This window comes from Pseudomonas sp. S60, assembly GCF_016647865.1.
Taxonomy (GTDB): domain Bacteria; phylum Pseudomonadota; class Gammaproteobacteria; order Pseudomonadales; family Pseudomonadaceae; genus Aquipseudomonas; species Aquipseudomonas parafulva.
This window is the reverse complement of the sequence record NZ_JACVVH010000009.1, coordinates 38,762-63,127: the sequence shown is the minus strand read 5'-3', so window position 1 is coordinate 63,127 and position 24,366 is coordinate 38,762. Positions and strand designations below refer to the sequence as shown.

19 protein-coding genes are annotated in these 24,366 nt (G+C 53.2%); 5 read left to right on the top strand and 14 right to left on the bottom strand.

What is annotated here, in order from left to right; all coding sequences use genetic code 11:
- Positions 1 to 3: 3 nt before the first annotated feature.
- On the bottom strand, positions 4 to 1,116 hold the full coding sequence (locus tag IAE33_RS06745) for an S-(hydroxymethyl)glutathione dehydrogenase/class III alcohol dehydrogenase (protein ID WP_201162890.1): 1,113 nt from the start codon (positions 1,114 to 1,116) through the stop codon (positions 4 to 6).
- Positions 1,117 to 1,242: 126 nt separating this feature from the next.
- Here IAE33_RS06745 and IAE33_RS06740 point away from each other — a divergent pair, with 126 nt between their 5' ends.
- A complete protein-coding gene (locus IAE33_RS06740) occupies positions 1,243 to 2,232 on the top strand; it encodes a GlxA family transcriptional regulator (RefSeq protein WP_201162889.1) in 990 nt (329 codons plus the stop codon).
- Between the two features lie 86 nt (positions 2,233 to 2,318).
- Here IAE33_RS06740 and IAE33_RS06735 read toward each other — a convergent pair whose 3' ends face one another.
- A complete protein-coding gene (locus tag IAE33_RS06735) occupies positions 2,319 to 3,212 on the bottom strand; it encodes a metal ABC transporter solute-binding protein, Zn/Mn family (RefSeq protein ID WP_236404041.1) in 894 nt (297 codons plus the stop codon).
- Between the two features lie 865 nt (positions 3,213 to 4,077).
- The gene (locus IAE33_RS06730; RefSeq protein WP_201162888.1) at positions 4,078 to 5,283 is read right to left on the bottom strand and encodes an S-(hydroxymethyl)glutathione dehydrogenase/class III alcohol dehydrogenase; all 1,206 of its coding nucleotides are present in this window, start codon (positions 5,281 to 5,283) and stop codon (positions 4,078 to 4,080) included.
- A 129-nt stretch (positions 5,284 to 5,412) separates the two neighbouring features.
- Here IAE33_RS06730 and IAE33_RS06725 point away from each other — a divergent pair, with 129 nt between their 5' ends.
- Positions 5,413 to 6,402, top strand: coding sequence for a GlxA family transcriptional regulator (locus IAE33_RS06725; protein ID WP_201162887.1), 990 nt, complete (start codon positions 5,413 to 5,415; stop codon positions 6,400 to 6,402).
- A 141-nt stretch (positions 6,403 to 6,543) separates the two neighbouring features.
- On the opposite strand, the gene IAE33_RS06720 is transcribed toward IAE33_RS06725, so the two are convergent.
- Genes IAE33_RS06720 through IAE33_RS06705 form a run of 4 tightly spaced genes read right to left on the bottom strand, consistent with a single transcriptional unit; the run spans position 6,544 to position 11,459 of the window.
- Entirely contained in the window at positions 6,544 to 7,566 is a 1,023-nt protein-coding gene (locus IAE33_RS06720) for a FecCD family ABC transporter permease (RefSeq protein ID WP_201162886.1), read from the bottom strand.
- Positions 7,567 to 7,568: 2 nt separating this feature from the next.
- Positions 7,569 to 8,504, bottom strand: a complete 936-nt coding sequence (locus IAE33_RS06715; RefSeq protein WP_201162935.1) for an ABC transporter substrate-binding protein — start codon at positions 8,502 to 8,504, stop codon at positions 7,569 to 7,571.
- A gap of 14 nt (positions 8,505 to 8,518) precedes the next feature.
- The gene (locus IAE33_RS06710) at positions 8,519 to 9,310 is read right to left on the bottom strand and encodes an ABC transporter ATP-binding protein (protein ID WP_201162885.1); all 792 of its coding nucleotides are present in this window, start codon (positions 9,308 to 9,310) and stop codon (positions 8,519 to 8,521) included.
- 1 nt (position 9,311) lies between these two features.
- Positions 9,312 to 11,459 (bottom strand): TonB-dependent receptor, encoded by a 2,148-nt coding sequence (locus tag IAE33_RS06705; protein ID WP_201162884.1) that lies wholly within the window; start codon positions 11,457 to 11,459, stop codon positions 9,312 to 9,314.
- Between the two features lie 922 nt (positions 11,460 to 12,381).
- Here IAE33_RS06705 and IAE33_RS06700 point away from each other — a divergent pair.
- On the top strand, positions 12,382 to 13,719 hold the full coding sequence (locus IAE33_RS06700) for a carbohydrate porin (protein ID WP_201162883.1): 1,338 nt from the start codon (positions 12,382 to 12,384) through the stop codon (positions 13,717 to 13,719).
- 70 nt (positions 13,720 to 13,789) lie between these two features.
- Here IAE33_RS06700 and IAE33_RS24890 read toward each other — a convergent pair whose 3' ends face one another.
- The 6 genes from IAE33_RS24890 to IAE33_RS06675 form a co-directional block, all read right to left on the bottom strand.
- Entirely contained in the window at positions 13,790 to 14,134 is a 345-nt protein-coding gene (locus tag IAE33_RS24890) for a winged helix-turn-helix domain-containing protein (RefSeq protein ID WP_201162882.1), read from the bottom strand.
- An 89-nt stretch (positions 14,135 to 14,223) separates the two neighbouring features.
- Positions 14,224 to 16,626, bottom strand: a complete 2,403-nt coding sequence (locus IAE33_RS06690) for a membrane-bound PQQ-dependent dehydrogenase, glucose/quinate/shikimate family (RefSeq protein WP_201162881.1) — start codon at positions 16,624 to 16,626, stop codon at positions 14,224 to 14,226.
- 400 nt (positions 16,627 to 17,026) lie between these two features.
- Positions 17,027 to 18,052, bottom strand: coding sequence for a LacI family DNA-binding transcriptional regulator (locus IAE33_RS06685; RefSeq protein ID WP_201162880.1), 1,026 nt, complete (start codon positions 18,050 to 18,052; stop codon positions 17,027 to 17,029).
- 253 nt (positions 18,053 to 18,305) lie between these two features.
- Complete coding sequence (locus tag IAE33_RS06680; RefSeq protein ID WP_201162879.1) at positions 18,306 to 18,608, bottom strand: hypothetical protein; 303 nt, start codon at positions 18,606 to 18,608, stop codon at positions 18,306 to 18,308.
- Between the two features lie 1,437 nt (positions 18,609 to 20,045).
- Positions 20,046 to 20,567 carry a DUF6957 family protein gene (locus IAE33_RS24885; protein ID WP_442967352.1) on the bottom strand — a complete coding sequence of 174 codons (522 nt, stop codon included), beginning with the start codon at positions 20,565 to 20,567 and terminating at the stop codon, positions 20,046 to 20,048.
- 722 nt (positions 20,568 to 21,289) lie between these two features.
- Positions 21,290 to 22,015 carry a metallophosphoesterase gene (locus IAE33_RS06675; RefSeq protein ID WP_201162878.1) on the bottom strand — a complete coding sequence of 242 codons (726 nt, stop codon included), beginning with the start codon at positions 22,013 to 22,015 and terminating at the stop codon, positions 21,290 to 21,292.
- Positions 22,016 to 22,314: 299 nt separating this feature from the next.
- Between IAE33_RS06675 and IAE33_RS06670 the strand changes: the two genes are divergently transcribed.
- Positions 22,315 to 22,797 carry a helix-turn-helix domain-containing protein gene (locus tag IAE33_RS06670; protein ID WP_201162877.1) on the top strand — a complete coding sequence of 161 codons (483 nt, stop codon included), beginning with the start codon at positions 22,315 to 22,317 and terminating at the stop codon, positions 22,795 to 22,797.
- Between the two features lie 180 nt (positions 22,798 to 22,977).
- Here the strand turns inward: IAE33_RS06670 and IAE33_RS06665 are convergent, their stop codons facing one another.
- On the bottom strand, positions 22,978 to 23,466 hold the full coding sequence (locus IAE33_RS06665; protein ID WP_201162876.1) for a hypothetical protein: 489 nt from the start codon (positions 23,464 to 23,466) through the stop codon (positions 22,978 to 22,980).
- 248 nt (positions 23,467 to 23,714) lie between these two features.
- On the opposite strand from IAE33_RS06665, the gene IAE33_RS06660 reads away from it, so the two are divergent.
- Positions 23,715 to 24,191: an XRE family transcriptional regulator gene (locus IAE33_RS06660; protein WP_201162875.1), complete on the top strand. Its 477-nt coding sequence runs from the start codon at positions 23,715 to 23,717 to the stop codon at positions 24,189 to 24,191.
- Positions 24,192 to 24,366 lie beyond the last annotated feature (175 nt).

The following is a 24,366-nucleotide window of genomic DNA, read 5'->3' as shown; positions in this document are numbered from 1 at the left end:
TGTTTAGAAGTGAATCACTGTTCTTATACTTTTACCTTCGTGCATGAGATCGAATGCTTCATTGATTTTTTCAAGCCCCATATTGTGGGTAATAAACTTATCGAGCGGGATGTCGCCAGCTTGCGATCTGGTGACGTAAGAGGGAAGCTCAGTTCTTCCTTTTACTCCCCCAAAGGCGGAACCGCGCCATACACGACCGGTGACGAGCTGGAACGGTCTGGTCGAAATCTCAGCGCCAGAAGGCGCAACACCGATGATAACCGACTCGCCCCAACCCTTATGGCAACACTCGAGAGCGGCGCGCATCAGATTAACATTGCCGATGCACTCAAAAGAGTAGTCAACACCGCCATCTGTAAGTTCAACGATGACGTCTTGGATTGGGCGATCGTATTCTTTGGGGTTGATGAAGTCAGTTGCGCCAAGCTCTTGGGCAATTTCAAATTTTGCAGGGTTGATATCCACAGCAATGATACGACCAGCACCTGCCATTTTGGCCCCGATTACCGCAGCCAACCCGATTCCGCCCAATCCGAAGATAGCGACAGTTGCGCCCTTCTCGACTTTCGCAGTGTTGAGAACGGCCCCGATACCTGTAGTCACTCCACAACCAAGCAAACATACCTTCTCGAGCGGCGCGTCTTTCGGGATCTTGGCCAGGCTGATTTCGGGCAGAACGGTATATTCAGAAAATGTCGAGCAGCCCATGTAGTGATAGATCGGCTCTCCTTTGTAGCTGAATCGAGTGGTTCCATCTGGCATCAATCCTTTGCCTTGAGTAGCACGTACCGCTTGGCAGAGGTTTGTCTTACCAGATTTGCAGAACTTACATTCCCCGCACTCTGCCGTGTAAAGGGGAATTACATGATCGCCCACGGCCAAGCCTTTCACGCCTTCGCCCACAGCCTCGACGATGCCGCCTCCTTCGTGCCCAAGAATGCAAGGGAAGACCCCTTCGGAATCTTGCCCGGAGAGCGTGTACGCATCTGTATGACATACCCCGGTCGCTACGACACGGATCAACACCTCACCGGCTTTCGGAGGCTGGACGTCAACCTCAACAATTTCCAGTGGCTGCTTGGGCCCAAATGCTACAGCTGCTCGTGATTTTATCATTGTCATCACCTTTGGTTACGGGGAGGTTGTGATCGCAGCTTACGCCCTCCCCCACTATCTTGAGTCCACAAGCTCCGTCGATGTCGGCCAAACTGCCGTCGATTTGGGACATGGGAGAAAAACGAAATGCTCTTAGACGACTACCAGACCAGGTCAATTGAGCTGGTTATCTACCGAGGTTTCAAAGCCTTTGAAGCAATCGGCCCAATGACCGTATTCAGCTATGCCAATAGGATTTTGGAGTCTTACGGCTATCCGCCGGGCTACAGGGTCGCTATCCGTTCAAGCAAAATCGGCCCTGTACCATCAGATACAATCATGACCCTGGATGCGACAATTGACCTAGAAATGTCTACCGATGCCCACTCAATTCTCGTCGTGGGTGCTCACTACATCGAGAATGCAGTAATCGAAAATCCATCAATTATCGAGTGGATCCATCGAGCCGCACCCAGCACTCCACGCTTCGCCGCACTATGTTCTGGCGCATTTTTCCTTGCAGCTACAGGATTATTGAATGGTCGACGAGCCACCACACACTGGAGGATGAATGATGCTTTTGCGAAGAAATATCCGGAAGTGAAGCTAGATATTGATTCCATCTATATCAGAGACGCGAACTTCTGGACATCTGCAGGGGTCAGTGCATCGATTGATTTAGCGTTAGCGTTTGTAGAGGAGGATCATGGTCATCGGCTAGCACTTGAAGTTGCTCAGGATCTAGTAATCTTCCTTAAGCGGCCTGGTGGACAATCACAGTTCAGTGCAAATTTAGTTTCACAAAGAACGCAGAACACAAGCATGCGTGAAATCCAAAATTGGGTAATTGAGAATCTCAATAGCAAAATGTCCGTAGCCTCTATGGCTGAGCGCTCGGCTATGAGCACAAGACATTTCACCAGAACATTCAGCAAAGAAGTGGGCATGTGCCCATCCCAGTTCCTAGATCAAGCCAGAATTGATCATGCCAGGCGGTTGCTAAGCGGTGGAAGCCTGCCCATCAAAACAGTATCGTTCATGAGCGGCTTTACTAGCGCTGACCATATGCGCCTTGCTTTTAAAAAGTTTCTATCAGTAACGCCCAAAGAATACCGCGACCGGTTTACAAAAGCGTGACCTAAGCAGTGCGCCATTTACATCAGAAACGCTCGCTGTGTCGCACGCGGAGATCTCATTAGCCGAGAGAACTCCGTGTGCCTAAATCACAGCATAGTCGCCCGCACTATTTGTCGCGTATTGTATTCCATCAGCTTAATATAGTTTGATGCGGGGCCATTCTCATCTGAAAGAGATTCCGGGTAAAGAACACCACCTGTCTTAGCTCCAGTGGCATTCGCAATCTGAGACACAAGCCGAGAGTCATTTGAGTTCTCAGTGAAATATACCCTAACCCCCTCTCGTCGAATTTGGTCAATCAACGTAGCTATATCAGCCGCGGATGCTTCTATCTCAGTGGAAAGGCCCAGAGGTGAGAGGAAACTCACTCCGTATTCCATTGCATAATATCCAAACGCATCATGACTCGTTAACACTCTTCGTTGCGCAAGTGGTACCTCAGCGAGCTGTATGATAATGAGCTGATTTAAAGCATCAAGCTTAGCTAGGTAAGAGTCCGCATTATCACTAAATTTCTTCGCTTGATTAGGATCTGCTTTGGTTAACTCCGCCTCAATCTTAGTCACCCAGAGTTTAACATTTGCCACACTGTTCCATACATGAGGATCTATTTTCGTTTTTCGGCCTTCAGAAAAAGTGATTGGCTTAATTCCTTCGGACACAACGACCGGTGGATTTTGATTTCCTGAGGCCAGAGCTAGCCGTTCAAACCAACTTTCTAATCCTAAGCCGCTGATGAATGTGATATCAGCCTCCTTCAGCGATTTTGCGTCAGCTGGTGAGGGCTCAAATTTGTGGGGATCGCCATTTGGAGGGACAATGCTCCTCACCTTGACACCATCACCACCTACGTTTTTGATAACATCGGCAAGTACGGTAAAGCTTGATACAACGTTAAGCGTATTCGCGCATGCCACTGAACTACCGAACAGCCAACCAATTGAGCTCATTAGTGCAACCACAGCACGAGACAGTCTCATTTCACTTCCTTCTATTCACATCATGCTAGAAGAGATTTACTTATCAACCACAGCCCCACACATACCCACCAATATAAATTTGAAGTACTCAAGCTTACACGCCGTTACATTCGTTAGCTTTGAGTAGAACCAAAGACAAACCCCCCAAACTTTCCGCCACTATCAGCCACCACAATCACTCGATAGTAGACGAAGCAAAATAATATTATAATTAAGCACGCACGCAATCGCTACACAATAAACTAAAGCTTCGAGATAGAAGCGATATAAACCAGCCTCCACTCACAGAAGTTCAACCTTACTTTCTTCTGACGACATATTGCCAGACAACATATCGCACCTAGGAAATGACCTGCAATTCAAATTATGTGTACAAAATACTCACACAGGGGAAAAATAGAAAAAACATCATCCCTTTATTTTTCATCAGTTGTTTGAGATGAGCGTATTCCCCCTGGAGATGGCGCTGCCCTTCAGCCTTCCTGTCGCACCTCTAGTGTGAACACTCTTGCGGGTTAGAGGTAGCGGTGGCGGGTTACTAAAGGTTTTACGCGCCGCTTCGATCCCTTTTCATTTACTGACTCAGTGGCGGTCGCTTTTTAACCCGACTGATGGATAACTAGATAGCTTATGATAAGAAACCACCCTCCCAAGAAAACTCCCGCACCGACTAACTGGCGATTATTCAAGGAGGTCAGTCTCAAGCTACACTTCTCTTTTGTGATTTGCTTCATTGCATTACCCTCACCGACTCAGGCCATACGGTTGACTCAAATTATCATTAATATATATAGAATTACGACATCACAACAAGCAGGTCTAACCCAACGAGAACGGCCCTGCCTTAGACAGGGCCGCTCTATATTCAAGCAGGTGTATGCTTCAGTTCCGGCTTTGGAATCACGCGCCCGTTACGATCAATGATCACTCCAGGCAAATCATGGCTAAGTGTCTCACGCTCTTGGTAATGGATTACCGAACGAATCGCCTCACCACGCTTCAGAAGGTCAAATGCATGGTTCAGTGTTTCATGATCCATATTGTGAGTGATGTATGGATCAACGTTAATCTCACCACGAAGCCATTCATCAACCATGCCTGGAAGCTCAGACCGACCCAATACCCCGCCAAAAGCGCTCCCCTTCCACACTCGACCAGTCACTAATTGGAACGGTCGGGTAGCGATTTCTTCTCCAGCGCCGGCCACGCCGATGATGATACTTTCTCCCCATCCTTTATGGCAGCATTCAAGCGCGGCTCGCATGAGTTCGACATTACCCACACATTCAAAAGAGAAATCTACACCACCATTCGTCATGTCAATGATGACGTTTTGAAGTGGCTCGTTGTAGTCCCTAGGATTTACGCACTCAGTCGCTCCAAGAGACATGGCTAATGGGAACTTGTTGGGGTTGACGTCAATGCCGATGATACGTTTCGCCCCTTGGAGAACAGCTCCTTGGATAACTGCCATTCCGACAGCGCCCAGGCCGAATACAGCAACGGTATCACCCGGACGAACCTTGGCAGTGTTCCGGACAGCACCAATGCCCGTCGGAATCGCACAACCCATAATCGAAGCCTTGGCCAGCGGAGCTGCAGGATCGATTTTAGCAACGGCAATTTCGGGCAAAACGGTGTACTCACTGAATGTGGATGTACCCATGTAGTGGAAAATTGTCCGTCCCTTATAGGAAAAACGACTTGTGCCATCAGGCATTAGTCCTTCGCCCTGGGTCTTTCGAATAGACTGGCTAAGGTTGGTCTTACCAGATTTGATGAAGGGGCAGTTTGGATCTTCTGGCGTATACAGCGGAATGACATGATCGCCTGGCTTCACGGACGTAACGCCGCGGCCTACGTCCTCAACGATACCCACCCCCTCGTGACCGAGGATGCAAGGAAATTTCCCTTCAGGATCTCGCCCGGACAAAGTGAAGACGTCCGTGTGACAAAGGCTGGTCGTGACGATCCGGACGAGCACTTCCCCGTCTTTTGGGCCCTCAAGGTCAACTTCTTCAAATTCTAGTGGCTGATTAGGCCCCCAAGCGATAGCGGCACGTGTTTTCATTGTTGTACTCCGTTAGGTTATAACGTATCAAAAGATACAACAGCTGATTGCGTCTGCAAGACCACCCGCCTCAGGTTGGCCACATTCGCTTGAAGTCTGTCCGATTGCCACAGCCAAGGAACCTATCCAATGAGGCTAACCGATGCACCGGCCCTCCACACCGTACACATTGTCATTTATCCCGGCTTCAAGTCCCTCGAAGCTGTAGGTGCGCTCACGGTGTTTGACTACGCCAATGCGCATTTGACAGCGAGCGGCGAGCCTCCCCTTTACGACCTCCACTTAGTCGCGCCAGAGGCGGGCTCGATTCAATCCGACACGTTAGCCAGACTCGATGCGGAATCTCTGCGGAGCAGAATCCTGCCTAACACCGCGCTGATTGTTGGCGCCCGTGACATTACAACAGCAGTACATCAGCATCGCCCTATCGTTGATTGGTGCAGACACGCAGCATCCCGGATTGATCGGCTCGTGGGCGTTTGCTCTGGGGCTTTTTTTCTCGCGCAAGCGGGTGTCCTGGATGGCCTTGACGCAACCACTCACTGGAGCGTTGCTACCCGGCTCGCTACCGAATTTCCGGAAATCAATGTCAACGCTGATGCCATTTTCATTCAAAACGGACGGATTTGGACGTGTGCCGGCGTATCGGCGGCTATAGATTTGAGCCTAGCTTTAGTAGAGCAGGATCTCGGACAGGATCTGGCATTAACCATAGCGCGAGAGCTAGTCGTCTATCTAAAGCGTCCCGGCGGGCAGTCTCAGTTTAGCCAGCATCTCGGTAGCCAGATGACTCCGCATTCCGGAATAAGAGAATTACAGATCTGGATTCTTCAAAACCTTAGCCGGGATCTTACTCTAGAAACACTTGCATCCCAGGCGAACATGAGCACTCGCAACCTGCGGCGGGTCTTTCAACGTCAAACCGAAAGCTCGCCCTCTGAATTCATAGAGCGCGCGAGGCTCGAGCGCGCACGACGTTTGCTAGCTGATGAAGACGTAGCTTTGAAGCGTATCGCCGCACAATGTGGATTCGGCTCAGAAGAACACATGAGGAGAGTATTTCAGCGGCACCTAGGTGTCACACCGAAAGCATACCGCGATCAATATGAAGCGCACTGAAGGCCTGGTGGACTTATGAGATGAAGCGGGGGACGGCACGAACGTCCGAACGCTAACGGTGTTCTGCGTGGTTGGGCCCGAAAGCGTAGCGACGATGCAGCATACGCACGCTATGTATCATTTTTCGGGCCAAGCTCAGACTTAACTGCGGTAGATGAATACGATAAAGAACATCCCACCTATCGCTGCAGAGACAACACCGATTGGCAAGTCCTGAGGAGCGATCACAGTCCTGGCGACGATGTCCATAGACACCACAAGCAAAGCGCCGAGCAACCCGCAGAGCGGTATTAGGCGTCGATGCTCGGCGCCCACCAGCCGGCGGGCTATGTGAGGAACCATAAGCCCCACAAAGCCGATCGACCCGCTTAGTGCCACCATTACACCCGTCATGCACGAGGTCATGACAAATACACTAATCCGCACTCGATGGACGTCCACGCCCAGACTGACAGCCGTCTGTTCACCAGCCATAAGCGCATTCAGAGAACGCCCACACGCCCAAAGCGCGAGACCTCCCAACACAATCACACAGAGCGGCAGCCACAATAGCTCCCAGCGAGCCGCACCAAGCCCACCCATCATCCAGAACAGAACTGATGAACTCGCACGATGATCACCCAGAAACAACAGGAGATTAGCCGCGGCCATCAAAACAAACGACACCGCTACACCGCTCAGCAGCAGCCGATCACTCGTGAAAGTGCCGTGCTTCCGAGCGATTGCCATTACAAGCAAAAGAGAAGCTGAAGCTCCCAGAAACGCGGCGAGCGGCAAAGTGAACTGACCCAATAGCTCCCCTACGTACATAACGACAACGACAGCCCCAAGTGCTGCACCGGAAGTCGCTCCCAGGAGATGCGGATCCGCCAAAGAGTTTCGTGTAACAGCTTGGAGAGCAGCACCAACCATTGCGAGTCCCGCTCCGACAAGAACAGCTAGGGCAACCCTCGGCGCTCTGATCAACCAGATGATGTGATCCTGCCCAGATGTGGCATCCAGCGGCTCAGCCCCAAGTAGGTGACTTTGAACAACCTGCCACGCGACCTTGAGCGGTACCGGTGCAGCTCCGATAGCGAGCGCCGTTAGACACACAAACACAATCAGGCTTGCGAGCAATACAAGGAGCCCGGCGTAAGCATCTGGGGTCTTGATCGGAGCCATGATCATCGCTCTTCATCAAATGCGGCTGCCAAAGCTTCGATTGCACCGAGGTTCTGAATTCCCGGCGTCATGGCACTGTAGGGAAGCACCACGAATCGCTTGTTTTGAATTGCCTCAATAGACTGCAACGCGGGGTTCTCACGTAGAAATTGAATCTTCTCCGCCGCGCTTCGCTCACCGTAGTCAATAATGACGATGAATTGCGGGTCTGCCTCCACCACGCTCTCCCATCCGATCTGCGTCCAACTGGCACTAATGCCATCCATAACGTTCCGCCCTCCAGCCGTCTCAATCAAGGCTTGAGGGATAGCCTGTCGGCCCGCAGTGAAGGCACGATCTTCCCCACTGTCATAAACAAACACTCGAGGCTTCTTCTTTCCGACCACCCGATGAATAACCGCCTGCTGACGCTTGCGTAGCTGCGTGATCAGCAATTGCGCGCGATCTTCGACATCAAAGATTTTGCCGAGGTTAGCCAGGTCGGTGTAGACCTGCTCCAAGCTAGCTGTAGCACTTGGTTCAATGAGCGAGCAGGATTCAGTCAGCTCATAAACTTGGATACCTAGAGGCTTCAGCGTCTGAGGCGTGACATCACCTCCGACCATCATTCCGTAGTTCCAGCCAGCGAAGAAGAAATCTGCGTTCACGTTCAGCAGTGTTTCCACGGTTGGATAATGCGTGGCCACCTCCGGTAATCCCTTGAGGGCGGTCATCAATCCGCCGGTGGGTTTATTCCAGCCCGTGACGCCGCTATAGCCGACCATGTGCGACTGCAGCCCCAGAGCGACCATCATTTCTGTCAGATTCACGTCCTGGCTGACCGCCCGCGCAGGTGGGTGAGTGAAGACGACGCTTCGGCTGCAGCTTTTAACGGTGACTGGATATGAACTCGCTTGGGCAGTGATCGAAGCCAACAAGCTGACCAGCAAAACTGCCATCGTAAAGATAGGTTTCACACGATTTTCCAAGTAATACGGGGCGTCCCGATTTGGGGATGCGCATCGACTAAGGCTTCAACGCCGTAGGTCTCGAACAAATTATCTGGCGTGAGGACATCCCACGGGCGTCCTTGGGCAGTGATCCGACCATCCTTGATAACGTAAAGACGGTCGCAAAACGCCGCGGCTAAATTGAGATCGTGAAGACTCGCGATCACCGCCACGCCCAGCTTCTTGACATGAGCCAGCAACTCAACCTGATGCTTGGGATCAAGGTGGTTGGTGGGTTCATCCAGGATGAGTACCTGGGGATCTTGAGTCACAGCCCGGGCAAGCAACGTCCGCTGTTTTTCTCCACCGGAGAGCAGCCCAAAGTCGTGATCCTGGAGGTGGACTAAGCCCATTGTCTCGAGCGCATCATTGACCGTTACCCGATCCCTGGTGCTTTCGCTCTGAAATCCCCGTTGGTACGGAATGCGCCCCATCGCCACCACTTCCCGCACGCTTAAACCGTAGGTTGAAGGAAACTCTTGCCCAACGACAGCAATTCGCTGGGCACTCCATCGCGCAGGCTGCGCCCAGAGGTCATCTCCTGACAGACCCACCACGCCACTCTCTGGTTTGCTGTAGCGCATGGCGCAGCGCAGTAAGCTGGTCTTTCCTCCTCCGTTAGGCCCGATAAGCCCCACGAATTCGCCTGACTCGATGCGCATGTAGATGTTCTTGAGCGTGAATGGCTCAACGCCAGAGCCACTCCTTGGTGATGTCCAGCCCACGTCCCTGATAGTTAATAGGGCGCCTGTCATATTAGAAGTCGATGTCGGCAGTCAGATAGAAGGAGCGAGGCTCACCCAGGATCCACTGCTGCCCCTCGTTGTATTGCGTGCTCGCATACTCTCGGTCGAAAACGTTCCTGAGCTGCAGACCCAATTTTGTGTTCTTCAAGGCTTTCCAGGAAACGGCTGCATCGACGACGGTGTAGGAGGGAAGCTTGTTCATGTTCGCGATGTCGGCATAGCGAGCATCGACATAGCGCAGGCCCGCCCCTGCATTCAAGTCCTGCGAAAACGCCTTATCCAGCCAGAGATTGGCAGTGCGTCGCGGTACATTAATCGGTCGATTGCCGCTGCGTGACACCGCAACGCCATTCACCGCCTGATCAAAATCGTCGTACTTCGCCTTTACCAGAGCGGCATTTGCTTGGAGCTTCCAGTCATAGGGCAGTTGAAGATCCAGACTGGCTTCGACTCCGTTCGACGACTGCTGACCCACCTGTAATGACGACCCAGGCGCTTGCGGATCTGCGGTTAAAAGTTTCTTTTTAACAATGTGATAGGCAGCAACTGTCCAAGACCCCTTTTGATCCCAAAACATTTGCTTGAAGCCCATCTCGGTCTGACGGGCTTTGGCTAGGTCAAACTGTTGCTGGCTCGGGCTCAGGCTGATTAGCCCCCCTACCCCGTCGGTGCTGGTCGACTGCTGACCATAGATGGACATATCAGGCGTTAACTCATAGACGATGCCGACCTTCCAATTATTTCCAATCAGATTTTTTCCGGAGCTCGAGCCGCTTCGCAGGTCGTCTCGGTTGATATCCACATAATCACGTCGCAAGCCGGTGATGAGAGACAGGCGTTCCGTCAATTCAGTCCGATTTTCTGCAAAGAACGACGCTTGGCGGGTAACGCTTTTCGACAGTGGAAGGTATTCCGAGGCACTGTGGAATCCGTCCCGGTTCGGGTGGTGCAGATCGATCGGCTCGCCAGCTGTCACCACATCATCGTAAGGAGAGTTATTGGTCAGCTTGAAGCGAATACGGTTGACATCAAACCCTACAAGACTCTGACTGTTCAGCCCGAATAAGGAGTGCTGAATCGTGAAGGTTTGTCGGTCGCCAACCTGCTCCTGATTGTGCTTGATACCGTAGAACCCGCTACGCAGTAGCTGCTGGTTATCGGTGTCCCAATTGTAGTTTTCCGCGTTAGCCCATCGACGCCGCGACTTCAGGTAATACAGTTCATTGGTAGAACTGACCGCATCGGAAATCTGCCAGGTAGCCGTCAGCCGCGTCCACTGGTCATCGTAATGCTGCTTAGCCCCGCCAACGTTATAGTTTTTGTATCGCAAACTGCTCTTGTAGTGACCATCAACGAGGGGCACACCGAAATTGTTCATCGGGGTGTGGTCACCCGAATCATGCGATAGCTGAAGCGAGAACGCCTCGTTTACCTGCCAGCGAAGCGAGCCACTAATGAATGTGCCTTGAGAATCGCCGTGATCGATCCATCCATTGCTACGCAGCTGATTCAGATTCAGTCGATACGTGAATGTATCGCTTAGTGAGCCACCACTGTCCAAGGCCGCCTGCTGGCTGTCGTTGGAACCGTAACCCAGGCGAAGCCGATTCCGGATCTCTCCATCAAACGGCTTCTTCGGGATGACATTCACTACAGCACCAGTGGCGCCTTCACCGTAAAGAACCGAGGCAGGGCCTCGGAGCACGTCGACACGCTCGACCGCCCAGGTATCGACGGGGAATGTCGAGGAGCCCATTCCCGAGTACAGGCGAGTGCCGTCAAAAAGCTGCATCACAGACCCCTGCCCCGTGAAGCCGCGGGCAGATAGCGCCGTTCCGCCATCGCCGGGCGCACCTATACTCGTAATGCCAGGACTGCGCGCGACAGCATCCTGCACCGTAGTGTCGCCGTGGCTTCTGATGCTCCCCCCCGTCAGAACCGTTGTACTCGCTGGCGTCTCCAACGCGCTGAGCCCCAAGCGGCTTCCGGCAGTGTTAGACACATCAAGCCCGATCTGCGTCTCATCAGCGATGAGGTCAGCAGCAATAGTACTAGCGGGAAGGGAAATCGAGGTTGGTTCTGCGGCGTAAGCACTTGAGTCAGCAATGGCAAGCCATAGCGCAGATACGAGAAACGGAGTGGATGCTAAGGAGTTCATGGATGTCATTCGAGTTCATGGTTAACCCGAGCGTCAGAACGCACAGGCCTAAAAGATACGTTATAACATATCCATAATCGAAATGCGGGCGATCACCGCTTGAGCCCTCCTCCACGCTGGACTGAAAGAAGCTCAAAGGCTCTTCGCAAGCCTCCTCAAACCGGAATCATTAATGGCCGTTTCAGTCCTATTCGGCGCCGTTCGCTACCACCTGTGGGTGATCTCTCGCACGCATCCTTTTCGCCAACTGCTGAAGAAAGGTGCTCTGCAAAGACGACGTCCCAGGCCAGATGACTCGTGAACATTATGACTCGCAAGCTTGACCTCAAGCGCGCAGCAGATTTATTTCGCATCAGCATCGAGCCTGATCGCCTAGCCGAGATCGAATCATCACTACGTGTCAAGATTGATGAAATGGAGGTTTACGAGGACGAACTGCTAGTGGTGAGCTATTACAGCAGCAAGGCGTCCGATTCCGTACGGGTTCGAATCCAGCAGCGCCTTACTCAAAAACGATTAAGAGGCTGTATCCAATGCAGGATGCATACGTCTTGGCATCAGTGATTGCTACGCCGAAAGCACTCCAACACTGACCAAGCTTTTTAACTTCCCCAGCGACCTTAGCCTGTATCGCGGAGGCTATTGCAATCAATAATTTTACCGAGCATTTCACCAGATTAACGAGCGGGAAACAGAGGCTCCCGACTAATAGATCTTGGGGGCAACGCCTGAATAGCGTTACCCGTACCAAATTTATTTGCAATAACAATTTACTCGAACTTTTTTGTTAGCCGACGTTCTCGCAGGACGAACCAGAGAAATTTAACCTTTCTGCAGTACGCCAGTTGGTAAAATCGCAGAACACCATGGCAGTCCTCTAAGCTTTAGGTGTACGTACAGAAACCAAACATAGGAACTATGGATGTACCTCCGCCATACCTTCACCACCTCCACCTTAAGCATTCTTGCCCTAATAAATCTTTACACTCCTCAGGCGCTTGCGCATGAACCACTCTCGCCCTCTTCGCCTTGGATGCTCGGAGACTGGAACGGCTCCCGGGGAGAACTTGCTGACCAGGGTGTTGATCTAGAATTCAGCTACCTGAGTGAAATTGCAGCGAATGTCCATGGGGGCGCCTCCCACCATACCGCCCGTTATGCAGATCAGTGGTCAGCAGGTGCAAAGTTAGATCTTTCGGAATTGCTGTCCTGGAAAAATGCGGAAGCGGAAATCCGTCTATCAAATCGCAATGGTCGCGGCCTGGATGAGGATGCTCTTAACGACCGTCGCGTCGGTGGTTTCGGAGCGACTCAAGAAATCCACGGCAGAGGAAGTGTTACACGGCTAAGCCAATTCTGGCTGTCGAAAGGCTGGATCGACAACAAACTGAACGTAAAGATCGGGCGTTTCACAGTAGGCGATGAGTTCGCCACTGCAGATTGCGCATTCCAAAATTTATCGTTTTGTGGTTCGCAGCCTGGCAACTACGTCAATGACATCTACAACAGCCCTATCAGTTCGTGGGCAGTTCGTCTTCAGTATGCATTGGCAGATGACCTTGTCGCCAAAATCGCTGCCTACAACGTTGATCCCTCGAGCCTGGACAACGACAACGGTTTAAAGCTTCGAACACACGGAACAAGTGGCACCATGGTGCCGGTGGAGCTTGTCTGGACACCACGTATCGGGAAATTACCTGGTGAGTACCGTGTTGGATACTTCAAGAATACGGTCAACCGTCCTGACGTACTCAATGACGTCAACGGTCAACCAGCAGCGCTCACTCAGAATCAGTACAGAGTCCATGATGGTCGCAGCGGCTGGTGGCTTAATGCAAAGCAACAGATCAGCAGCAAGAACAACGATCAAAGCCGAGGTCTAGTGCTTGCAGCAAGCCTTAGTTTTCAAGACCAAGCAACTACTCCCGTCGATAGCTATATGCATATCAGTTTGGTGTATAAAGGGCCTTTTGATTTCCGCCCGCTTGATCAGCTAGGGCTTGGCCTGTCGCGCGTACACGCTAGCGATCAATACCTAGAAAACGCCCAATTCAAGAACCAGGTTAACGGAGTGTATTTTGACAGCCCTTCGTACATCCCAGAGCAGCATACCAGTTACCAAGCCGAGCTAAACTATCGAATCCAAGCTACTAACTGGCTTCACTTGATGCCTAACATCCAATACATCCGTAACCCTGGAAACGTCAGGGAAGTAGAAAACGCGGTAGTGATCGGCCTGCAGGTAGGGTCAAGTTTCTAACTTTCCTCCCAGCTTCCCTTCGCTGCGCGAGTCACTCGCGCAGCGACCCTCGACAGCAGAATTTTTCTACTCACGTGCAGAGTTTGAAACCCGCGCTCCTCGAGTTCATAATTTTTGCACTGCATCCGATATCTTTGAGCTCCCGCCTCAACCTAGTCAATTGCACATCTACTACTTTTGTTCCAGGGTCAAATTTAAGTCCCCAGACCTCATCCAGAAGTTTCTCTCTAGACACGATGCTTTCACAATTCTTTGCTAGCAAAACCAATACACCGAACGGTATGGAGGAGAGCCTCACACGGCTGCCCCCACAGCTAATCTCTCGCTTATCAAGATCGACATTCAAATCCAAAACCTGAAACTGCACAAATGTCTCCCCCGTGATTGGCAAAGACAGCCACAAGCCCTGGTTCATCTTCGAACCTAGGGGTGGCATTCATGGAGCTGCGGAAAGTAACCAAGGCATCACAGTGCAAAGACTGCGACACCTTGGTATTTGGGGGCTTATTCAGCTTTCGACTTCAGGGAGTAAGCAATCACGTAATCGCCGCGATTCTTGTTGGTACCAGTACGAGTGGCCCCACCAGCAACAACCACGACATACTGCTGGTCGTCATTGCCTACGTAGGTCATCGGGACACCCTGGCCGCCAACCGGCAGACGGTCACGCCACAGCTCTTCACCAGTATCGTTGTCCAGTGCACGCACATAGTAGTCGAGCGAACCGTGGAAGAACGTCAGGCCACCTTTCGTGACGAGTGGGCCACCCAGGGTTGGCATGCCGATTGGCAGATACACGCCCGGGGCGATGCCTTTTATAGGCGCATCTTGAATGCTACCCATCGGCACCTGCCACTTGACCTTCTGGGTCGCGAGATCGATGGCAGTCATCGAGCCAAACGGAGGCTTGAAGCACGGCGTTCCCAGAGGCGACAGGAACATCGAGCGCTCAACACCCCACGGAGTGCCCAACTGCTCGGAGTATTCACCTTCGGTTGACGGCACCAGGCCGGCTTTGTTGGCCTCTTCACGCTTGATGAATTTGCCCCACATCGCCATACGAATATCGTTGACGATCAACGTACCAGTACGCGCATCCAGAGCACCACCACCCCAGTTAAAGCCACCGTAGTAGCCTGGCCAGATGAGCGTTCGTTTCTGGTCGGAAAGCGGAGTCCATTCACCTTCCCAGCGCATCTTCAGGAAATCGATACGGCAGAGCATCTGATCGAACAGTGTTGCACCCCACATGTCCTTTTCCTTCAGTGGCTCTACGCCCACTGAAAGTGCGGAGTATGGCTGGTGGTCAGCCACCTTCATGCCTGGCATAGCATCCGTAGGTACTTTCTTGTACGTAACGGGTACAACTGGCTCGCCTGTTGCGCGATCCAAGACGAAGATCTGACCACGCTTGGTTAGCTGAATGACCACTGGACGCACGGTGCCATCTGGCAGCGGGAGGTCATACAGGATCGGTTGCGACGATACATCGTAGTCAAACTGGTCGGTGTTAGCCGTACGGAAATGCCAGCGTTCTTTGCCTGTTTTCAGCTCAATGGCAACGATCGAGTCGTTGTATTCATCCGAGTAGCTGTGACGGTTGCCAGTCCAGAAGTCCGGAGTCTGGTTGCCGGTCGGGAAGTATGCCAGGCCCAGCTTCGGATCGTACGAAGCGGTACCCCAGAAATTCGGCGACTCCTTGGCATAAACCTCACCCGCTGGCAGCGGGCTGCTGTCCTCGGCACCGCGGGAAGGATCCCACGCCCACAACAGCTTGCCAGTGACCGCGTCGTAACCACGAACTACACCCGAAGCCTCACCAACGGTCATGTTGTCGTTGAGCTTGCCCCCCACCATGATCACTCCATCAGCAACCAGCGGCGCAGAGGTGAGATAGTAAGAGCCGGCTGCAGTGTCACCCAGACCGTCCAGCAGATTCACGAAGCCGTTGTCACCAAAATCGGTGCACGCCTTACCAGTCTTGGCGTCCACTTCGAAGAGTCGAGCATCGTTCGTTGTGCTAACGATGCGCTTCTCACAAGCCGCAGGCTGTGGAGTGGTGGGCTGAGAATTGCCGTCGGCACCTGCAGATGGGGCCAGGTCGATGTAGCTGACACCTCGGCATCGTTTCCAACCCTTATTGCCACGAGTGACCTCCATCTTAGGATCGAAGCGCCAACGCTCAGCACCGGTCACCGGATCAAGAGCGATCACCTTGTTCAAGGGAGTGCATAGGTACAAGGTGTCATCGATTTTGATTGGAGTTACCTGGTATTCAGAACCGTCGACCGACAGATCGCCTGTTCTGTACGTCCAGGCGACCTTCAGATCTTTCACGTTCTGCTTGTTTACCTGATCGAACTGGGCAAACTTATCGCCTGCCAAGTTCCGACCCCATGCCGGCCAGTCTTTGCCCTCTGCATCACCCGCTTCAGGATGAATAATCGGGAACTTGGCGTCAGCTTGAGCTTCTACCTGTGCGTGTGGGCGGAACATGGATGCGAAGGTCGAGATCAAACCAACGGCAACTATTACGCTCAAAATAGTGGCCGGAGCACGCTTGATGCCACCTTGCTCGCTTGCATTGAGCTGAGGCGCCAGAGCGGTCAACACCAAGCAAATCACACCGAAAATCATGACGCGAGAAACAAGCTGCCAGAAATCGCTGCCTACTTCCCAGTAAGCCCAAATAGCAACGATCACGAACATGAGCCAAGCGAGCCAGAATGCTCCGGGCCGACGCTTCAATGTCAGCCACCCTGTGCATAGCATGAGCAGACCAATAGGAAGGTAGAACCACGAACCTCCCAGTGTGATGAGATAAAAGCCTCCTCCCGCCAAAGCAGCTCCCGCCAGCCCTAGCAAAACGCCGACCACTCGGATCAGCAGTATCAACCATTTCTGCATTTCTTTTCCTATCCACAAACCGGCAGTACATCCGGTGTAAGGTATTAGCGCCGATTAGAGCTCGAGCAGATGCCATCCGCCGCAAAAAGCAGAGAATTAGCGATATCAAGCTCATAAATTAGGGTTGCGCTAAACCCATCGCGAGAGTGCGACAAGTTGAAGCAGGCGCGATGCAGATGGTAAGCCTGTCGCTTCAGAAGACAGCCCAAAGACAAGGCGTTTTTGACCGATTTCGGTCAAAAACCAAGCGGCATTGTAAAAAAAATTTACTGAAGCACTTGTCAGCTCAGGCATGGACTACCCGCACGTGAATTACGTGATCACAGACAGCTGGGACGGATGCTGCAGCTAAAAGATGCTAGGGCAAGCGCGCTGGGTTCACTGGGAAAAACCTAGTTTCTTAGTCGACCAAGGGAAGATCGCTCCAGTTTTCTGCGCTAACAAGTCGAAACGGCACTCGAGCTCGAGGGGCCGCGGCAATCTCACCGTGTGCATGCAGTATCAGCTGGAGACCAGTTAGCGCTTGGGCAGAAGGATCCTGATCGATCAACAGCGCAACTTGTCCGCTGCGAAGCAGCTTCACATGCCGCGGGCTCGCTTCATGCGTAATCCAGATAGGATTGCTCACCCTATCGATCGTCTCCAAGGCCTGTCGGATGCCCTCATTCGCACCGCCGCTGTTGTAAATAGCCACAGTAGCCACTTGGCGAGAAAACGCCTGGCGCGTGGCCGTAAGAGCTCGATCATTCATGTCTGCAACATCGATCGGCCCCACAAGCTGCAAGTGAGGTGCATACTCCGCCAGGGCGTCCTCAAACCCCTTGGTTCTTTGCCGGTGAACCTCATAATCCTGCGAGCCTGTAATCATGAGAACCCTCCCACGATTGTGCACAAAGCGGCTGATCATCAAAGCAGCCGTCCGCCCCGCCGCCTCGTTATCAATGCCGACGAAGCTTCTCGGTGTCTTGAGCCTGATGTCCGTGGTTAAGGTAACGATAGGAATTTTTTGACGACCCAGTCGTTCAAGGGCGTAGCGTACTTCCAGGGTGTCGAAGGCAAGGACGATTGCGCCGTGCGGACGAAAATCTAAATTTCTAAGCCGCTCGCTTAGCTCAAATGGCGAGAGGTTTGTCAGGCGCACCAGCTCAATCTGGCTGGGAAGCGACTCTGCAGCTTGATCCAACGCCATGTCCATACGCTTGAAGTACGGATCATCGTCCAGCCCCATGCGGATCACCAAGACCTTGAGACTATGCCCTTCCGGCAGCACAGGAAGCCGGCTTGCCCCCAGCTCACGAACGGCCTCAAGCACCTTTCGCCGTCTCTGCAGCGACACGCCGGACGCGCCATTCAACACGCGACCAGCCGTGCTCACGCTTACGCCTGCAGCGGCTGCTATTTCAACGATGGTTACCTTCTTACGCACTAGCGACTCTCTGGTGATGGCTTTCTAAAAGCCGTGTATGAGCGCCCTTTCCAACACCAAGTCGCAGCCAGGTGCCGGCGACTCTTTGGATGTGCTCATTCACGGAAACGTAACGCAGGTCACGGTGAAATGGCCGACCTATGATCTTGGTTACTGCTCGGAATTTGTTCGAGCTGTCGCTCAATGAACCGCATTGATGCGATCAGGCTGGCTGCCGCGCCGATGGATTTCAACATCCGTTGATTGCACCGGATTACGCCGAAGGCTCAGGGCAGATAAGAAGCAGCAGTTCCGAAACCAACTCTCGCGCATCCTGTTCATACCCTTCACGCCAACGGTGCGACCAATGCTTAGGGTATCCTTCCTCCTCCCACTCGGCCAATGCAAGGCCATTGACGATCTCCATCTCAAACCAGAGGGCCTGCCACCTTCCACCATTTTTTACCAGAGTGGGGTTTTGCCAGACGAATTCAATCTGCGCCACGAAGCTCGACCAGCGCCTCAGATTCTGAGGTGCCTCCTGCGCCAGTATCAGCAGCTCCGAAGCTGTCAGCATGAATTTCCTCCAAAGACCGCGATTGATAGATCGACAGTTTGCCAGAGTACGGTGGCCGCCCGTATAGAGCACATAGGATCTGTGCCGCTGCTGAACCGACCTCATCCAGCGAAGTCGCATGGGTCACAGTAAACGTTGATGGAGCCAGCATTTGCTTAGATTAGCCACCCTGTCATTGTCGTTGTCGTTGCTACTCGCTGCCTGCACGCAGTACCGCTACATCAACCCAGACACTCCCGAAGGCCTGGATTGCTTGAAGAAGCTAGACGCAAAGGTCAGTGCGTGCGAAGCCGATGTCAAAAAACTGCAAGACAATTTCGACTCGCTTCATGAAACACAGGCACGCTCCACTCAGCAGTGCGAGCACTTCAATACCTCCAACACACCAAATGCTTGCCCGCCTACACCAAGCCTCACCAAGGTAGATAATTACTGCCGCTCTGGTTATCGCGAGAAATTCGAGGCGTGCGGTGGCCGAGTCGAGGAGGTTGAGCCTTAGCACTCCCTCCACTAGCTCGGGAGCGCTAGGACTTTCAACACAGAGGTGCGCCTACTCTGACATTCTCAGAAACTACCCCAAGGCGGCGAGCTAGATGAAGCGGTCTACGCGTCTTGAAAGGGAATTTGTCAGGAGGCAAGGATGTGACATCGCGCGATGTGTTTTGGGCGTGGGCCGATCCGGATCTCAAGCATCATTCCCATGAGGAAGTACTTGTCGATGGAGCGCTGCAAGATACTCAAGGCGGCCCACAGACATCCGCCAAGCCTCAGGCACCTATATCATGAGCTAACAGATCTTCAGCGAGCGCTTCTGACCCCCGACCGATTGCCAGGATCTGACGCTGTAATCTTCGCTGGAGGAAGTCCAACAACCTCCTACGCAGTTCCATGTGCCATCCATGGTCGTGGTACCAAACGTGCCTCCTCGACTTCTCCAGCAGCGCCTCACGCAGCGCCGCATAGGCCCGCTCTCCGACACAGTCCGGCGTTATTCTCACCAAGTCATCCATGCCCGACTTGCGGACATAGCTGTCTAGCCAGGTACTGAGTACCGGCGCCAGGCACTCCATCTCATTAGCAATACGCCAAACCTCCTGATCAACCGCTTGCATCCGGATGCCGCCCCTCATCACACGTACACTGACTGGCAGCCCGACAGGGCATTAGGCCATCAATATACCTGCAACTCATCACCTCTACATGCTTGTCGAAAAGTGCAATGGTCGCGTGTTGGCGGTCGCTCATGGATACCGCTAGGTCAGCCAGGAGAAAGAGTCGGTAAGGAGTTGGCACTCGGCTTAAGCGAGCTCGTTGCGAGCGATTTCAGGAGCTATCGCCATAGGAGAACCAGGATCGCTCATCGTCGCTAGCCTATGCGTCAATGAAACCCATCAGGATCCTTCAGTGGCTGTTGCCTCCAGCGTGGTGAGGCCACATTCAGTAACTGCCTCGGCCTAGATGGTCACGCAGAGCAGTGATGGCTGGCAGGCTGACGCATTTCCGACCTCCAGGGCCGGCCAAGATGAAAGTGGTGTCATCAGCTCGAAAGAGCCAACCGTAGGACTCTGACTCGTAACCCGAGATGATGTCCTTTCCGCCCCTCATGTGTGTGCGACTGTCATGCACGATACTGTTGGCATACAGAACCGTTGCTTGCAATCCCTCACGCTCTAACTGCGACTGCTCACCTTCGGGCAACAGGACATCAAGCAAGAGCCAATGCCTGACGACGCATACCTCCTGCCCGGCATAGTCCTCTCCAGCAACGCGCGCGAGACCCTCATCATTGAGGCCTGACCCACTCAGGCTTTGCGCTGGCCCATACAAAATATCGGAGATGAGATGTTCGTCCACTTGCTTGCCCCACTGAAATGTCGTTACGGCGCAGCTTAGCGCTGGCTTGAAAATGTCACGGTTTGATTGATCGTTCACAGGAATAGACCCACGATCCGAATGCATCCGCGACGCGCAGCAGTGCTTGCCTTGGAGGTATCCCCTCAGCTCGCATCTGAAGAAGGCCATTCCGAATGTAATCCATGTACGCCTCCATGCCGACTGTGTCTACATCCCCCCAGGTATCGAACCGCTGATGATTCTGATGACGCGTTACGAACACCGCGGCGTGCCTTCGAGCTTCAAGATAACCCGGCTGGCCAAGTACCTCTGACGGATTGATCGACACCCTCCCCTCGTGAACCTCCAGGGTTTTAAGCGCCTTGATTGAGTCTGTGATCATCTGCTCCGAGTCGCTCAAACGCGATCGTCGCCAAGGCATCCACATGTGCAACCTCCGAGCGTTCAACTGCTATTGCAATGAGTAAAACGGGCCAAGCTCTCCGTTCTCGTGGTACCAGTGCGCTACGACAAACAGTCCACCGGTTTCGGCCTCTACTACCAGATAACCCCTCCGGTGGAAGCGGTTTACGATTAGGGGGTACGCATGGGAAAGCCTTCTGGAAAGGTATGCCTGTGATCGCAGAAGATGAGGCCGGTCATTCGCGGAGGTTGTTCTAGCGCACAGGAAAGAAAACCGACAATGTCTTCTGACGGAGTCGCCTCCTTCGCTCTCTGGACAACCTTGGGAAGTCGGTAGAGCTCACAGGCATTCAGTGAGGCACCGAAGGTCTTGATCATGTAATACGCGTACCCCGGAGCACACGCACATCCACCCTCGTCGGCCATCAGATCTCGATCACCAAAGACGGATCGAATCCGCACGCTTCGCCGGGGTAACCCCTTGGATTCGAGACGACTCGGCACATGCCCACAACCGTATCGATCCGGCGATGCGTATGACCGAAGACCCAAAGGTCTGCCATGTCTACTAGATCAGCCCATTCGTTGGTGTATGCCGCCGTCAGATGGCTATCAAGCTTGTCACCAGCGACCTTGCTGACAGGACAGTGATGAGTAATGACCACTGTTTTACCTGGAAACGGCTTTTTCAACTCCTGCTCAAGCCACTCGCGCGCAACGAGGTTGCGCAGTACAAGATCGCCCGGGGTCAGGCGACGATAGCTTTCGCCCGTGCGGATCACGCTGAAGTCATTCATCCACTCAAGCGCCATGCGCTTAGCCGCGGTCACGTCACCCGTGCTTGAAAAGTCAGTCCAAGCTGTTGTTCCCAAGAACCGCGTGTCGTTCAACACGAAACTTTCGTTCTCAAGCACATGGACATATTGGGTCTGGATCGCCTTCATTTTTTTGAGCGTATTTTCCACGTGGCCGCCGTAGAACTCGTGGTTGCCCGCAACGTAGAGCACTGGGCAGTCGAAAGACTCATCGGCCCACTGGACACCCCGCGCCTTGGCAATATCGCCAGCTAAGAGGACGATATCAGCGTCGCATGGCGGCGGGGTGAAAGGCGCGAACTCAAGGTGTAAGTCAGAGAAAACACGTAGCTTCATCGTCCGTTCCTGTGCGCTGGCTCAACGATTTTGAGCACAATTGAAGTCCTCACTTTTAAAGCGGCAGCCTCAACTCCACTCTCCTGTAGCCGCCCGATCGAGCAAATCCCCACACGCGCTCGATTTACATCTAAATTGATCTGCATCCCAGGCGGGCGCTGATAGCGCTTGAGCATCCGACTAATGACCCGGCTCGCAAAGAGTCACCACGCAGCCCATATTCCGAATGGCAAGACTATACAGTGTAGAACCGGAATACTCAACATGGCTACATGCTTGGCTTTGGGCGCTGATAACGCATGAGTCTTAAGCTGGCACTGGCAGCCGTTTTACGAGCGCTTCGAGCGGCCAAAGGGTTGAAGCAGGAAGAATTGGCGGATGCCGTGAGTGCTGACTATCTCAGCACGCTGGAAAAAGGCGCAGCCACCCCTACCCTGGATAAGCTTCATGCTCTCAGCGCCGCGCTGGGCGTCAGCCCGACAGCCCTCATGGCACTCACGCAAGGCGTAGAAGCCAACGAGCCACCGTCGGCGATGCTTGAGCGAGCCCAGCAGGAAATCCTCGAGCTCCACCGGCATGGCATTACTGACCTTTTGCAGGCTCAGATTGTGGCTGGCAAGTTGATAAAGCGGCCTGCCGGCAAGCGGTTTGATGAAACCAAACTCAAGAACGTTCTGGCGTGCAAAGCCGAAGGCCTGACACAAACGCAAACAGCGAAAAGATTGGGCATGAGCACCTCAACGGTTCATGACCTCTGGCGGCGAACGCCTGATGCGGATTGATTGCTTGCCTGGATCTTGCCGGCAGGTTTCATCAGCGGCCCGTTTCTCAAGGCAAAAAAAGGCCCGCGATGGGGAGAGCGGGCCGGATGGAATCTGCTAGGAGCTCTGTGACCTTACCCCAGCTGATGTGAAAATCGTGTGATGATCCTGACCTTCACGGAATAGTTGAGCACTCTTGGGTTACACAATGAAGCCGCTTGCAGCGAGCTGCCCTCGTAGATAGCTGTCTTTAAGAACCTTGGGAAACCCGACAATCAGTTTCCACATCACGTACACGAACACGATTGGCACAACGATCCCGAAGTACCCCCCGAACAACAGACCCACCAGGCTAAGTGGAACGAACAGGAGAGCGAGCACGCCGCCGCTGATCCGCATCTTCCTGATCCAACTGTTGAACCCATCGGCCTCGTACAGCTTCTCCCCAGCCTCGGTTTTGATGGCGTACAGAATGAACCCCAGTCGGCCAAGCTTCACAAAGTGAAATTCACCGGCAAGCCCCGGCTTGAGGTAGGACGCGATGTAATGCCCTACCCCTACTTTTTTCATCATGCGCACGGCGCCACCCGGCTCTTTGAAGCGCAGGTATGTGAACTCACTACCCTCGGGTAGATTGTTGTGAGGGCCGACGACCTCAAGCACGCCTTTCATGACACTCGCGTCCGACATAATTACCTCTCCTTTCGTGCTCGAAAGCCATTGGCTTCGAGCTGATCTGTCCGTGCGGACTGCGATTCACCTTCATAAAACGTCCAGTGGTTTCAGCAAACCCACCCTCACTCTCCAGCGGGCGATGGGCATTCAGGTCTGCTCTGGCTGTGTCGCGATATCAAATCGACATCCCGATAGAGGCACTATATTGCATAGTGTGAGACCGATCAACGTGGCTTCATCCTCGCATTTGCGAGGTAAGAACAATGGCGTTGATGCCGGCGCTGGCAGCCCTGGTTCGCGGGATCAGACACGCTAAAGCGTTCACACAAGAGCAGATGTCCGGCAGCGTAGAGGCGCGCCATTTGCACAATATTGAGAACGCGCGTTCCAGCATTACCCTCGACAAGCTAGAGGCCGTAGCGCTAAGGCTCGAAATCGATCCTGCCGCACTACTGGTGCTTGCGTCTGCGCTCACTAATGGGCTGACTGATGATCAAATGCTTGACCACCTGCGCACTGAGTTCAAGAAGCTTGACGCTCTGTGCCCAAGGGAGGGTCTCACAAAGCACTTTGATCAGGGGAGAGTCACTCGGGTGAAACCAGGTCGTCAAATTGACCCTGACAAGCTAGAGGCTATTCGCCAGGCAAAAGCTGCAGGTGAGACACAGAAATCCGTGAGCTTGAGACTGGGCATGCCCAAATCAACTGTTGGCCGGCTGTGGCATTCACTCGAAGATTGATGTCCCGCATTTCTAAGGGACAAATGGCGGTAACGCGTCCTCGGCCTAGCTCGTACAGTAGAAAGAGCGTCTTCAAGCGATTGGTTCACACGGTGCCAAACAAGGCTATGTGCAGCGTTGATGAGCTTCGAGTGCGAAAGCGGACGGCAACACCTGAAAGCTTTCGACCTAAACT